Annotated in this window: 14 protein-coding genes; 7 read left to right on the top strand and 7 right to left on the bottom strand. The window is 38.4% G+C overall.

All coding sequences use genetic code 11. The features are described 5' to 3' along the window. Positions 1-67: 67 nt before the first annotated feature. The 5 genes from ACHB7C_RS12855 to ACHB7C_RS12835 all read left to right on the top strand — a co-directional run bounded on the left by ACHB7C_RS12855 (position 68) and on the right by ACHB7C_RS12835 (position 6,810). Complete coding sequence (locus tag ACHB7C_RS12855; RefSeq protein ID WP_042848782.1) at positions 68-1,369, top strand: anaerobic C4-dicarboxylate transporter; 1,302 nt, start codon at positions 68-70, stop codon at positions 1,367-1,369. 733 nt (positions 1,370-2,102) lie between these two features. Beyond that, on the top strand, positions 2,103-3,176 hold the full coding sequence (locus ACHB7C_RS12850) for a zinc-binding dehydrogenase (protein ID WP_042848783.1): 1,074 nt from the start codon (positions 2,103-2,105) through the stop codon (positions 3,174-3,176). A gap of 149 nt (positions 3,177-3,325) precedes the next feature. Continuing rightward, positions 3,326-4,186, top strand: a complete 861-nt coding sequence (locus ACHB7C_RS12845) for an ABC transporter substrate-binding protein (RefSeq protein WP_370661211.1) — start codon at positions 3,326-3,328, stop codon at positions 4,184-4,186. Between the two features lie 157 nt (positions 4,187-4,343). Further along, entirely contained in the window at positions 4,344-5,828 is a 1,485-nt protein-coding gene (locus tag ACHB7C_RS12840; RefSeq protein WP_042848784.1) for a sugar ABC transporter ATP-binding protein, read from the top strand. Positions 5,829-5,832: 4 nt separating this feature from the next. After that, complete coding sequence (locus ACHB7C_RS12835; protein WP_370661210.1) at positions 5,833-6,810, top strand: ABC transporter permease; 978 nt, start codon at positions 5,833-5,835, stop codon at positions 6,808-6,810. A gap of 64 nt (positions 6,811-6,874) precedes the next feature. On the opposite strand, the gene ACHB7C_RS12830 is transcribed toward ACHB7C_RS12835, so the two are convergent. From ACHB7C_RS12830 to ACHB7C_RS12820, 3 genes are all read right to left on the bottom strand, one after another. Continuing rightward, complete coding sequence (locus ACHB7C_RS12830) at positions 6,875-7,882, bottom strand: LacI family DNA-binding transcriptional regulator (RefSeq protein ID WP_048608281.1); 1,008 nt, start codon at positions 7,880-7,882, stop codon at positions 6,875-6,877. A gap of 215 nt (positions 7,883-8,097) precedes the next feature. Beyond that, positions 8,098-8,892 carry a sulfite exporter TauE/SafE family protein gene (locus ACHB7C_RS12825; protein ID WP_395347508.1) on the bottom strand — a complete coding sequence of 265 codons (795 nt, stop codon included), beginning with the start codon at positions 8,890-8,892 and terminating at the stop codon, positions 8,098-8,100. A 56-nt stretch (positions 8,893-8,948) separates the two neighbouring features. Beyond that, the gene (locus ACHB7C_RS12820) at positions 8,949-9,293 is read right to left on the bottom strand and encodes a co-chaperone YbbN (protein WP_042848788.1); all 345 of its coding nucleotides are present in this window, start codon (positions 9,291-9,293) and stop codon (positions 8,949-8,951) included. 128 nt (positions 9,294-9,421) lie between these two features. On the opposite strand from ACHB7C_RS12820, the gene ACHB7C_RS12815 reads away from it, so the two are divergent. Beyond that, entirely contained in the window at positions 9,422-10,297 is an 876-nt protein-coding gene (locus tag ACHB7C_RS12815) for a leucine-rich repeat domain-containing protein (protein WP_395347506.1), read from the top strand. On the opposite strand, the gene ACHB7C_RS12810 is transcribed toward ACHB7C_RS12815, so the two are convergent. The 4 genes from ACHB7C_RS12810 to ACHB7C_RS12795 form a co-directional block, all read right to left on the bottom strand. After that, positions 10,290-10,523, bottom strand: coding sequence for a hypothetical protein (locus ACHB7C_RS12810; RefSeq protein WP_158516013.1), 234 nt, complete (start codon positions 10,521-10,523; stop codon positions 10,290-10,292). The genes ACHB7C_RS12815 and ACHB7C_RS12810 overlap by 8 nt on opposite strands. Positions 10,524-10,595: 72 nt before the next feature. Next, positions 10,596-11,342, bottom strand: coding sequence for a polymorphic toxin type 24 domain-containing protein (locus ACHB7C_RS12805; protein WP_042848791.1), 747 nt, complete (start codon positions 11,340-11,342; stop codon positions 10,596-10,598). Positions 11,343-11,789: 447 nt separating this feature from the next. Further along, on the bottom strand, positions 11,790-12,014 hold the full coding sequence (locus tag ACHB7C_RS12800) for a hypothetical protein (protein WP_042848792.1): 225 nt from the start codon (positions 12,012-12,014) through the stop codon (positions 11,790-11,792). Beyond that, the gene (locus ACHB7C_RS12795) at positions 12,011-13,558 is read right to left on the bottom strand and encodes a VENN motif pre-toxin domain-containing protein (protein WP_395347504.1); all 1,548 of its coding nucleotides are present in this window, start codon (positions 13,556-13,558) and stop codon (positions 12,011-12,013) included. Before ACHB7C_RS12795 ends, ACHB7C_RS12800 begins: the two co-directional genes overlap by 4 nt. A gap of 57 nt (positions 13,559-13,615) precedes the next feature. Between ACHB7C_RS12795 and ACHB7C_RS12790 the strand changes: the two genes are divergently transcribed. Then, positions 13,616-13,903 (top strand): SymE family type I addiction module toxin, encoded by a 288-nt coding sequence (locus ACHB7C_RS12790; protein WP_210846918.1) that lies wholly within the window; start codon positions 13,616-13,618, stop codon positions 13,901-13,903. Positions 13,904-13,918 lie beyond the last annotated feature (15 nt).

The following is a 13,918-nucleotide window of genomic DNA, read 5'->3' as shown; positions in this document are numbered from 1 at the left end:
TCATATTAATTATCAAAAATTAATTTTTATATTACTAATGACAATATATTGTCTATTGGAGACGATTATGGTTTGGCTAGAAATCATTGTGGTATTAGGCGCAATTTTCTTCGGTATACGTATGGGAGGAATAGGTATAGGGCTATGCGGTGGATTAGGTTTAGCCGTCTTAACGATTGGATTTGGTTTACCTATAGGCTCTCCCCCTGTCGATGTTATTTTAATTATTATGACCGTCGTAGTTGCAGCGTCCGCATTACAAGCTGCTGGAGGTATGGATTACTTGGTACGCCTTGCCAGCAAATTTATGCGTAAAAACCCTAAGTATTTGAATATTATAGCACCAATTACAACTTGGGTAATGACTATCATGGCAGGAACCGGCTTTATTGTGTTCTCCATGCTCCCCGTGATTGCTGAAATTGCGAAAGATTCGGGTATCCGCCCATCCAGAACCTTAGCAGGCTCAGTTGTTGCATCCCAAATCGCCATTTCTGGTTCGCCAATCAGTGCGGCGATGGCTGCCATGTTAACCATTATGGAAGGGAATGGTGTTACCTTTATTGTGGTTATGTCTGTTTGTCTACCAGCCTCTTTCGTCGCAGCAATGGTCGCAGCATTTATCGCATCACGCCAAGGCTGTGAACTAGAAGATGATGAGGTTTATTTAGAACGCCTACAAAAAGGGTTAGTTCATAAATACGAAGAGAAAAAAGGCGAGAGCACTACGAGAGAAAAATTCTCTGTCGTCCTATTTATTATTGCGACGTTTGCTATCGTTATACTAGCTGCATTCCCTCAATTGCGCCCTGGTTTTGATATTGGTAAACCCATGGGAACTCGAGATATCATCATTATCTGTATGCTCAGTGCTGCGTGTTTAATGGTTGTTTTTTGTAAAACATCGCCAAATTCAATTGTTTTAGCGCCAACTTTCCGTTCAGGAATGAGCTCCCTCGCGGTCATATTAGGTATCGTGACTTTAGGAACTACATTTGTCGATGCGCATATGGACCAAATTAAAGCCATCGCTGGAGATGTATTATCCGCCTACCCTATTTTGTTAGCTTTAGTGCTATTTTTTACCTGCGCATTACTCTACTCACAAGGTGCCACCACACCATTAATTATTCCTTTAGCCATTGCCTTAGATGTTCCAACATGGGCTATATTGGCATCTTTTGTCGCCGTCACTGGGGTTTTTGTTCTGCCTACCTATCCAACGTCTTTAGCCGCAATAGAGTTTGACTCAACCGGTTCTACACGCGTCGGAAAATACATTTTAAATCACCCATTTATGTTACCAGGGCTAGGCGGAATAATTGCAGGTGTCGCCTTCGGTTTTATCATTGCACCGATGGTCGTTTAACCTTCTGCTTTCGGTGCGAGAGAATCCCCCTCGCACCACTTTATTTAATAGTAGTTCGACAGTTTCCTTAACAAAATGAAGTTAAATATTGGCTCTAATTGGCTTTATGCTTTGCTTGATAAATTACAACAAAGTATAAAGCTCTTTTTTTGTAAAAGTCATTCTTAAGAAAAATAGTAGCAATAACCAATCAAAATTATCTATTACTCTGTTTAGTCTTTTTAAATAAAATTTTATTTCTTAAAATAATGGCTATTTCACCAATATAGATCACTTTATTTGATAATCATTAAAATTATTTTCATTGAAAAATGTGAGCTGAAATGTTTTTGCATACATTCCCCTCTTCTGAAAATAGTTAAAATAATTATACTCGGCGTTACATTCATTTCTTAAAAAGAAGTAAATCGAGAAATGAGAATTTTTTTATGTTTAATTTCATTGCATTACAAACATCCATAGCGTTCCCATTTACTAATGAAAACACTTAGAGAGACGACTAAAATTAGGATTTAAATCACAAATTTTAGTTTTTTAAATACCTAGTTTCAAAAATGACGACGTCGTCATATTAAAAAAAATTTATTTTATCTATAACATTAAATAACCATTTTTCTTACATTCGTACCGTTATTGATAGTTAAGCGTTAAAAAATCAAGTCATGAGTTATAAAAAAAACGCTTAATGTTGACGTCAACATTAGGGCTAACAACTAGAAAGAGGTTTTAGAACATGAGTAAGCTACCTGAAAAAATGAAAGCCGTTGTTTGTCATGGTCCCCATGATTACCGATTTGAAAATATAAAAAGACCAATACCAGGATATAGAGAAGTTGTTATCAAAGTCGATGGGTGCGGGATCTGTGCTGGTGACTGTAAAGCGAATGATGGTGCTCAAATGTTCTGGGGAGATGACCCGTGGATCAAAGCACCTGTAGTGCCAGGCCATGAATTTTATGGTCGTGTCGCTGAATTAGGTGAAGGCTCTGCCGAAAAATTTAAATTAAAGGTAGGTGACCGCATACTAGCAGAACAAATCGTTCCTTGTTGGGAATGCCGTTTCTGTAAATCTGGTAAATACTGGATGTGTGAAACCCATGATATCTATGGCTTCCAAAAAGAAGTTGCCGATGGTGGTATGGCTGAATATATGCGGTTTTCTGAACGTGCAATTATTCACAAAATCCCTGATGAACTTTCGGATAAAGATGCCGCTTTAATTGAGCCAATGGCTTGTGCTATTCACACGGTACGCCGTGGTGATATTGACTTAAATGACGTCGTCGTCATTGCCGGTGCTGGGCCTCTTGGATTATGCATGATCCAAGTTGCTAAACTGAAAACTCCGAAAAAACTGGTCGTTATCGATGCTATTGATGAACGCCTTGAGCTAGCAAAAAAATTTGGGGCTGACGTGGTGATCAACCCGCTTAAAGAAGACGCCATCAAACTAGTTAAAGAGATGACCGAAGGCTACGGTTGCGATGTTTATATCGAAGCGACAGGCGCACCTATTGGCGTTACTCAAGGCCTAGAAATGATCCGTAAATTGGGGCGTTTCGTTGAGTTTAGCGTCTTTGGTAAAGAAACAACCGTTGACTGGTCGATTATTGGTGACCGTAAAGAATTAGATATCCGCGGAGCTCACTTAGGCCCATACAGCTATGAAGTCGCTATCGACCTATTTAGCCGTGGTTTAGTCAGTGCCGATGATATCGTTACCCACTTCTACTCCATCGATGATTGGGAAGAAGCCTTTGTTATGGCCAAATCGGCAGACTCAATTAAAGTCGTCATTAAACCATAAATATATTAACCGTTTGTCGCAATTGATAATTCAAATAAACATTAAACAAAGTAATACCCTACATATAATTAAACGCTCGTTTAGGAGAACATCTTATGTTGAGTAAATTCAAAAAGTTAGCTGTAGCTGCAAGTGTACTAACCTTAGGTATGGCGTTTAACGCTACGGCTAAACCAGTTTCCGTTGGCATGTCGTTTCAAGAGCTAAATAACGAGTATTTTGTCACCATGAAAGAAGCCTTAGAGAGCGCAACAGGCGATATGGGTGCACAATTATATATTTCTGACGCCGCTCATGATGTCTCAAAACAAACCAGCGATATCGAAGATATGTTACAGAAAAAAATCGATATTTTGCTAATCAACCCAGCCGATAGTGTCGGTGCTGAAACTGCAGTACTTGCAGCGAAGAAAGCCGGCGTCGTTGTCATCGCTATTGATGCGCAAGCAAATGGGCCAATAGACTCTTTTGTAGGTTCTAAAAACTACGATGCGGGCTTAATGGCAGGTAAACGCCTAGGTGAAGCACTTGGTGGTAAAGGTGAAGTCGCTATTTTAGATGGTATTCCAGTAGTCCCAATTCTAGAACGTGTTCGCGGTTTCGAAGCCGCCATGAAAGAATATCCAAATATCAAGATTGTGACTAAATTGAACGGTAAGCAAGAGCGTGATACTGCAATGAATGTCACAGAAAACATGCTACAAGCTAACCCTACACTAAACGGGATCTTCAGTGTTAATGATGTCGGTTCTTTAGGTGCATTAGCCGCAATTGAATCCTCTGGTCGTGATGTGAAATTGGTCAGTGTTGATGGTTCACCTGAAGCTGTTGCTGAAATTGCAAAAGGTAACTCTCCGTTTATCGCAACTTCTGCGCAGTTCCCGCGTGACCAAGTCCGCATTGGCTTAGCAATGGGGCTAGCAAAATATTGGGGCGCTAACGTACCGAAAGAAGTCCCTATTGATGTTAAGTTAATCGACAAAACTAACGCTAAAGATTTCCACTGGTAATCGTTCGTTTTATAAATAATGTATTGCACCCATATCCTATGTATAGGTGCAATACATCTCCAATAACAATTAATAATAAAATGCATATTGGAATATTTATCTTCCAAATGACTTTGTTACCCATTTTTAAGCGGTGAAGAAAATATAGGGAAGCAATATGATGCAATTATTAGCATTAAAAGATGTCAGCAAAACTTTCCCTGGGGTTAAGGCGTTAGATAATATCAATCTCTCTTTGGAAAAAGGAGAGGTTCACGCATTATTAGGTGAAAATGGCGCAGGCAAATCAACGCTAATGAAAGTTTTATGTGGAATACATAAACCTGATAGCGGGCAAATTCTGATTGAAGGTAAGGAACATACGTTTCATAACTACAGAGACGCCATTAAAGCGGGTGTGGGTATTATTTTCCAAGAGTTTTCACTAATTCCTTATTTAAATGCTTTTGAAAATATTTTTTTAAATAGAGAGTTAAAGAATAAACTTGGTTTATTAGATAGAAAATCAATGCGTAAAAAGTCTCAGGAGATATTAGCTGAGCTAGGTGTGAATATTAATATTGATGAACCTATTAGCCATTTAAGTATCGCAGAACAACAATTTGTCGAAATTGCAAAAGCACTTTCTTTAGATGCAAAAATCCTCGTATTAGATGAGCCTACAGCGACATTAACACCAAATGAAGCCAATCATTTATTTGATGTGATGCGTGATTTAAAAGCTAAAGGGGTTGGGATGTTTTTTATTTCTCACCATTTAGAAGAAATTTATGAGATCTGTGACACTATCAGCGTATTACGCGATGGTCAATACATCGGTTCGCGTAAAGTCGATGATACCGATTTAGATGTGATTATCGAAATGATGGTCGGTCGTGAAGTAGAAAATATTTACCCTCATAAGCGCCAATTTGATCAACAAGAGGTCATTTTAGATGCTGAGGTCCAGCGTTTTGCTAATAGCCCTGTAAACCATATTCAGTTAAAAAAAGGGGAGATATTAGGGTTAGCTGGTTTAGTCGGCTCAGGCCGTACCGAAACCATTCTTGCCATGATTGGTGCTGATAAATCCTATAAGAAAAAAGTTATTTTAGAAGGTAAAGAAGTCAAAATTAAATCAGCTGCGACGGCTTTACAATTAGGAATTGGTTTATTACCTGAAAGTCGAAAAACTCAAGGACTTGTTTTGCCTTTCTCTGTAAAAGAGAATATTTGGTTAAATAACCACGCTCAAAAATTATTTTTAATCCAAAATAAAAAAGAACTCACTTTATCTATTGAATTAATTTCTCAAGTAAAAGTTAAAACACCAGAGCCTCATACTGCCGTTTCCACTTTAAGTGGTGGTAATCAGCAAAAAGTTGTTATTGCTCGCTGGCTAAATAAGCAAGCTAAAATTCTTATTTTCGATGAGCCTACTCGAGGAATTGATGTTGGTGCGAAATCAGAAATCTATCAGTTAATGCGCTCTCTGACTGAAAAAGGGATTTCTATCATTATGATTTCATCAGAGTTGCCAGAAGTTATCGGTGTTAGTGACCGAGTTTTAGTTTTTCGAGATGGTGAAATTGCCGCTGAGTTAAATGGGGACGATATAAACTCAACTCAGATCATGGTACATGCAGCCGGCAATATTATATAGGATAATGACTATGTCTAATCAAAGTGCTATTCCATTAACTAAAAATAAATTTAGTTTTTCTAAGCTAACAAAAATACCTGCATTTTTACCACTCGTTGGTTTAATTCTTTTATTTACATGTATGTCCATTTTTAATGAGCATTTCTTAACGGTAAATAATCTTTCAACGATTGCTCGTCAGGTTTCAATTAATGCCATTATTGCTATTGGTATGACATTTGCTATTTTGACCGGGGGGATTGACCTGTCAGTCGGTGCTGTTATGGCTCTTTCTGGAACTTTAATGGCGGGTTTAATGAAATATTATGGCATGGACCCCTATGCCGCAATCGCTCTTGGCCTATTATCAGGTATTGCATTCGGTTTTATTAATGGAATATTAGCCGCTTACGGTAAAATGCCACCTATCATTGTCACACTTGGTGCCATGATAATCGCCAAAGGCTTAGCATTAATTTATACCGGTGGCTATCCTGTTTCAGGGCTCCCCCAAGAATTTGCTTTTTGGGGACGTGAAGAATTAATGGGGATACAAGTTCCTATTTTATTAATGCTGGGGCTTTACTTAATTTTTTATGTTGTTTTAAACCACGTTTCATTTGGTCGCTATATTTATGCTATCGGAGGTAATGAAGAAGCCGCTCGTCTTAGTGGTATCCGTGTCGAACGCTATAAAATGTTAGTTTATGTGATTAGTGGTTTTACCGCGGCATTCGCTGGCCTTATTTTTACTTCCCGTGTTATGAGTGGCCAACCTAATGCAGGTGTAGGCTTTGAATTAGATGCTATTGCCGCCGTTGTGCTTGGTGGTGCATCCATCGCTGGTGGCCGAGGAATGATTATCGGAACCTTAATTGGAGCAATGATATTAGGTGTTCTCAATAATGGCTTAAATTTACTCGGTATTTCCCCTTATGTACAATATATTGTAAAAGGCTTAATTATCTGGGGAGCAACATTAATTAGCTCAATGAAACGCTAAGCTAAACTTTTATTAAAATAATATAATAAAAAAATTAAAGGGCCTCTAAACGAGGCCGCTTTAATTAGTAAACAACCAGTTTACCATCTACAAATATTTGCTTTGTTTGGTGATTTTTATTTGTTTCACGCTCTATTTCAGAAAATAATAAATCTGTAGTTAACTCACCAAGGTAAACAGAGTCATGATGAACACCTGAAATAGACAGGTGATAAGTATCAGCATATGGCGGTAAATCGACTGAAAAATAACGGCAAGACAAGCCTAATTCTAAAATAATTTTATACATACCTGCTGTGATAATACCATTAAGCCCCACAATATACATATTAGGTGTGTATAGTTCTTGAACCTTTTCCCTTAAATAAGCTTCATCATTTTTATTAAACATATAGCTACTGTATAATACATGAATGTTCCCCCTATTTGGAAAGGCCTCATATATTCCTGATAAACGCGACAAACTAATTTCCGAATCTTTAGGACCAGAAACAATTAACGTATTATCACAATCTTGCTGACTCAAAAACTTACCTGTTAATGCCCCAATTTCAAAGTTTTTCAAAAATAAACCCGAGTATTTATTTTCATAGCCATAAATTGCACGGTCTACAAAAACTAAAGGTACATTGTGCTGGTCAATTAAAGAAAGGTAACTTGGTTGATAGCCTTTATCATCGCGAACAGGAGATAGCAGAATACCACTAGCCTTATAGCTAACTAAGGTCTCAATAGCCGTTTTCTCTGCTTTTTCATCGCTATCCGAGTCAAAGATCATCACCTGATAGCCTTTTTCTTTCGCTAAACGAGAAACTGTTTGAATTAATACAACATAAAATGGGTTAAATGTGCTATCAGTAACCACACCAATTATGCGGCTATTTTTATTCTTCAAATTCCGAGCGAAAAGGTTAGGAACATAATTTAGCTCTTGAGCTATTGCCAATATTTTATCTCGAGTTTCTTTCTTTACCATTTCTGGATGGTTAAATGCCCTTGAGACTGTAATATCCGTTACATTAGCACGCTTAGCTATATCTATTATCGTTGTTGAGCTATCTTGCTTTGCCATAATTATATTAGTTAACCTTTAATGACCACCCCGATGAATATAATATTAGTTCATATCAATCTTTATCAGGGCAGAAAAAATGCGATTATTCATTATACCTATTTGCGGATGAAGATAAATCGATTTTATGCCATTATGATAGGTTAAACTACGGTTTATCAAAAATAGTGGCATACCACATAGATTAATCGATTACCTATTAATCCCTTAATAAATCAAATGAAATTCAACTCACTTAATGATGAAATAAACAAGACTAATGCAACAATAATGACCAATATTGAAAATATCGTTTTAATCATTTTAGCTGAAAGATAATTAATTATTAACCTCCCTATTAATAAACCAATAATACAAGAGACAATAAAAATAGAGCTAATTTCTTTTGGATAGGGGAATCCATTTAATACATTAATAAAAATACTAATACTACCAATACAAAAAATCACCAGTAATGATGTTGCGATAATACTCTTCATATTTAAATTGGTAAACTTCCGTAGTGCTGGGACTATCACAAACCCCCCACCCACCCCGAGCAACCCTGTCAATAACCCAGAAATTATACCAATACCACCAAGTACAGCAGCAGTTTTCATATTCCAAATAAACTTTCCTGTTTCTTGATTAATTTGGCAAATTGAATGCGTTAACTCACTTGGTTCGCCCAAAAAACCTCGATAAGCCACATAAAACATAACCATGCTGAAAGTGAGCGTTAACCAAACCGGAGAGATAATATGGGAAAGATAGATACCATATTTAGCCGTAGGTATGCTTAATAACGCAATCCAAATAGCAGCTTTATATCGAATAGTTTTATTTATAAGCCCTTGAATTGCACCAACCAAAGCAGCGAGTGTCACAGCCAAAAGACCAACTGGAGCGGCTAAAGCTACACTCCAGTTCTGGCTTACCATCAGGGCGGGGACAGCAAGAATCCCGCCACCGGCCCCAGTTAAACCAAGTAAGCAACCGATTAATACACCTTCTAAAATAAGTATTAACATTGTGAATGTCTTGTATGAGTAGTTAGAGTTAACTTAACGCAAAAAATCGAATATTACTAACTATCGAGCACCTGCTTCAATACCATTAATACATTATTTAAGGGTACCTCTCCTGCAATCGTGTGAACTAACCGAGTGTCCTGAAAAATTGCGATAGTGGGTACAGTTTTTATCCCGTACTTAGGTGCTAAAGTTGGTGATTGTGCAATATCGACAACCCCAAAAACTATTTTTTTATCATCAATGTGGTTCGCGACTTGTTGGAAAATAGGTTGCATGTTCTTACATGGTACACACCAAGAAGCCGAAAAATAAACAATAACGCACTGCCCAGGTTGTTGTTCAGGCTGATAAAGCATACGTGAAAAATTGTCGCTATCTAATAACAAGATATTAGACATTATTTCCTACCTTTTGTTATGTATTATTTTGTTTAATTAGAATATCGTGGTTGTTTTATACTATTACTGACTTTGAGCGTTACCTGAAATTTAAGGGTAACTCACTTACTCATCATAGGGAGAAACCTATGTTACACCAACATTCAGATTCTAGTTTAGCGTTAAATTTAGATTCAGGTCACCATCTAGAAATTGATTCATTAATTTCATCGCCATTTTCCTATAGTGTTATTAGTGCATATAACAATAAGTTAGCGGAGTTCCCATCATTAATAACCCAATGTAAATCATTAAAAGTCCTTAACTTATCTTGTAATGAACTTAAATCAATCCCTACTGACATAGCAAGCCTTTGTTATCTTGAGATGCTAGATTTAGGGCATAATAGCATTAATGAGGTCATTACCGAAATTGGTAACCTAAATAAGCTACAATTTCTTTATTTAAGCGATAATGGTATTAAAAAGCTTCCTGAATCATTATCAAACCTACACGACTTGTTATATTTTAATGCCACTGATAACCAATTAAAAAAACTTCCTGACCAATTTTCTAAGTTAACAAATTTGAAAGAATTAAGATTATATAACAATCAAATTACAGATTTAACAAACTCGATCACGCAGCTATCGGGTGTCCATGAGGTTTATTTAATGAATAATTCAGTAACTCATATACCCGATGATATTTTAGGTTTAGCTGCAATAAGAATACTCGACTTAAATAATAATAAAATTGATAACATATCTTCAAAGATATCAAGTCTTAAACATCTTCACACTCTTAATTTAAGGTTTAATAAACTATATTCACTACCGAGCTCTATTGGGGAAATTGAGTCACTTCAATATCTAGATTTACGTGCTAATCAGCTTAGTAATTTACCCGATAGCCTAGTAAATATACCAAAACTAATGAAGCTAGACTTACGATGGAATAATTTTAGTATAGAACCTACGATTGTAAAAATACTAAGAAGCCGAGGTTGTACTGTTTTTATATAAGCTTGTTCATATTATGAGTTTGCAAAGATAACCATTGTGTATATTTATGATGTTTTAATAAATTTTGCCATCTGAGTAGAGGTATATCTTGCTTCTGATTAGCCTTATCACGAAGGATTATCTCACCTTCCGATACAGCAGCATGCGTGGTATTGCTGTCTTTCCCTTTGTTATTCACATTGGTCAGCAGTGAACCCACCACTTTGATAGTGCCCATTGCTCTCATGTTTTACACGATGGACTCAAAAATCATGTAAATAGCTAAAAGCCCAAAGGGCAAGATATGATTGGTTATTTTTTAAATTTGGCGAGCGCCTAAGAGAAGAGCATATCGATGATTGGCATGACGGGGAGTAGCTACACCTCCGTGAGCCGCTCCAGTAACGTCAACTCGTTTCAAAATCATACCGTTAGAGTCATAGGTCGCATAGCTTGTAATATTCCCTTGGTTATCAGCTCGATAAACAGTACCGTTTTTAGGTCCATTTTCAATTTGGAACCTTCCACTTACTTGTTGAGCCCTTTCTAAAGGACCACCTGCAAGGCTAGTCGCGTTTCGAGGTGGTCTCTGGTGATTATTACCTGTATTTTGTGGTGGCTGAGAGCTATTTTCTGAATCTTTTTGTTTTCCACCTTTATTACCACTTCCCTTAATCCCAGCAACCGATATTCCCGCTCCCGGCACTGCGCCACCAATTCCAATATTTTCACCCGCTTCTTTGGCGAGCAATGCTCCTTTAGCCGTTATCGATAATGAATCATAAATCGCTTGGGCACTTTGTGCATTTTCCGCTTTCACAAAATTAACAAGTTGAGCACGATCTTCACTACTCAAATCATCAACAAGGGCAGCCCATTTCAGACCGTCAGCAACATCAATACCGCCATTTAAATCAGACCACGCACCGATAGCATCAAACGAATCCCCATTTTTAACTTCAGCAACAGTTTTATCTCTGTTGTACTCACTGATTTTGCCGTATTTAGCATAAATGCCTTTTTTATCTGCGCCGGTTCTATCCGCTTCTTCAAGTTCTCTCACCATATCAATGACATTTTGAGAGCTCAGATAGTTATTCTCAACAACAACTCATTCCATTGCGATTTAGCCAGATAAAAACATAACTCAGTCAGTTAAAAGCCGACTTCTCCAGTGCATTTTTACCATCAGAGACGATTTTCCCGACGTGCGTTTTATAGCTCTGTCGCTGATTTAGGTAGGAATAAAAACACAGATAGCTCAAAAATAAGTGGTCAAAACTAGTCAATATTCAGTAGGCTACTTACCGAATAGTGGTAAAGCCAACCCCAGCCCGCAACTGATTGCTATGGGTAATTTATTGAATTGTATGGTATTTTAGACGGTTAACCACTACACCCTCACTCGCCAAGCCGGACAGTTGATTATCCGATTGGCTGAGGAGTGAGGTAGATAAAAGAGATCCCAGTGTGGCGCTGGTTTTTTTTATAAAAACAATAGGGTTTTATTTAACTATTTTTTCTTTAAAAAACTAGACAGCCAAATACCTATAGCTCCTATGCTTCCACCAACAATGCTCATCTTCATTATTCCCCATATTTCAGCTGAGTCTAGGCTAAAATCAGTTCCTTTAATTATGGTGAGTATAAAATTAATTACAGCGATAGAAATAATACTAGCAACAAATACACCAGCGATTAATAGCAGCAAGAAGACAAATAAAAATTTCAATTTCATTTTTCATTGCCTTCTTTTAGCTTATCATTGATTTTACTATTAGTATTTTCAGTAACGACAGAACTAGTAATATTACCAGCGACCCCAGGTAATTCGGCAGGTGATAGATCTTTTGATAAGCCTAATTGCCCTTTATTTGCGCCACCTTGTAACTTCGGATTATATTTAGGATCAAAACCATCGGAGACCCAATATCCCCACTTATTAGTACCTAGCTTAATTAACTTGCCTGCTCCATAGCCAACCCCGGAACTAAGCCCTGATGTCAGCCCACCTTCTAATGGATCCTCATCTTTCAGTACACTTGATGTTGCGCCACCTAATCCATTGATTCCCACCGTTCCAACTAAACCTGTGTTAGCTGTAAACCCACCGACATAGGAAGCAATAAGAACGTCATCTGGATTGATATTACCAGTCAATATGTACTGAATACCTGCATTCGAGGTTCCACCTATAACCGCTGTCATCTGCATTCCACCCGGCAAATAGACTAAACCGCCTGCTGCTAACACTTTTGCATAAGCTCTGTTCATCGCCATACCGCGACGACAAGATTCTGAAGCAGGATTATCAGCGCACGACATCACATCTTTTCCGTGCTCTTGAACATATTGGGTATGTGTTATTTCATTTCCACCGAATAAGTTATTCTCAACCGTGGTCTTCCCTGCCTCGGCGGCATTGCCTGCGCTCGATGTATCGCCACCCACTAATCCGCCGGCTATTCCCGCAGCCAAACTCGCAAAGGCGCTCACTGTCGCTTTTTCGTCTTCCGTCAGCTCACCGACCGTTTTACCGTACAGTTCTACCGACAGCATCCCCATCGCTTCACCCGTCATGGCTCCCAGCGATTGTGCCCCTGCATTTTCACCTTTTGCCAGCGCTAATGCAACATTCGCAATACCATGGGCCGCTAAACGCCCTGCTTTATTTTTCTCTCCAATATTCTTGGCTATCTGATTGGCGATATACGGTGCACTCGCATTCGCCACCGCTTTATTCACATCACCACTCACCAAACCTTGGATTAACGCCGTCCCTGACTCCACGATACGGCGATTATCACCACCAACGCCCCATTCTGACCCTTGAACCGCTTTCTCTATACGGTCATTTAATACCGCGTTCCGAATGGCCGTTTCATCCCCTTTTAAGTTCGGATCTTTGATAGAAGCAATGGCTTTCTTACGCTCATCGTCTGTCATTGGCGTTTTATCAAAGTTTTTCCTTTCGTTCTTAGTGGCTTCTATCCTTTCATTCGTCACCGCTATATCAGTAATCTGCTTACCTAACTCGCCCACTAACTGCGTTTTCTCTATCCGCTTTTGCTCTTTCTCTTTATCAAAAATCGTATTGAGTTTTTCATGAGCATTGTCTGTATCTCGGCTTAATTCGCTGACATCTTGTTTCTGATTGTCTTTATCGCGAATAACAATGTTACCCTCCGATACCGCAGCATGCGTGGTATTGCTGTCTTTCCCTTTGTTATTCACATTGGTCAACAGTAAACCCACCACTTTGATAGTGCCCATTGCTCTCATGTTTTACACGATGGACTCAAAAATCATGTAAATAGCTAAAAACCCAAAAGGCAAGATATGATTGGTTATTTTTTAGATTTGGCGAGAGATGATTGGTGTGGCGGGGGAGTAGTCACAGTGGCTAGAGACGATTGTAAAGTAAAAACCCAAACAGCTAAAGAACAGGCGGTAAAATCAAGACAGTATACAGTGGGATACTTGCCCAACCGACAGCGCCCGAACCCCAGCCCACAACTGATTATCAGTGGTAAGTGGCTGAATGAGCTCGGGTTTACGGTGGGTAGCAACGTCACGCTCACTCGCCAAGCCGGACAGTTGATTATCCGGCTGGCTGAGGGGGAGTAAGGCGGCTAAGGAGAT

Origin of the sequence: Providencia sp. 2024EL-00732 (genome assembly GCF_044006275.1) — a bacterium.
Taxonomy (GTDB): Bacteria; Pseudomonadota; Gammaproteobacteria; order Enterobacterales; family Enterobacteriaceae; genus Providencia; species Providencia huashanensis.
Note: the sequence above shows the minus strand (reverse complement) of the source record. Positions and strands in the feature narration are given on the sequence as shown.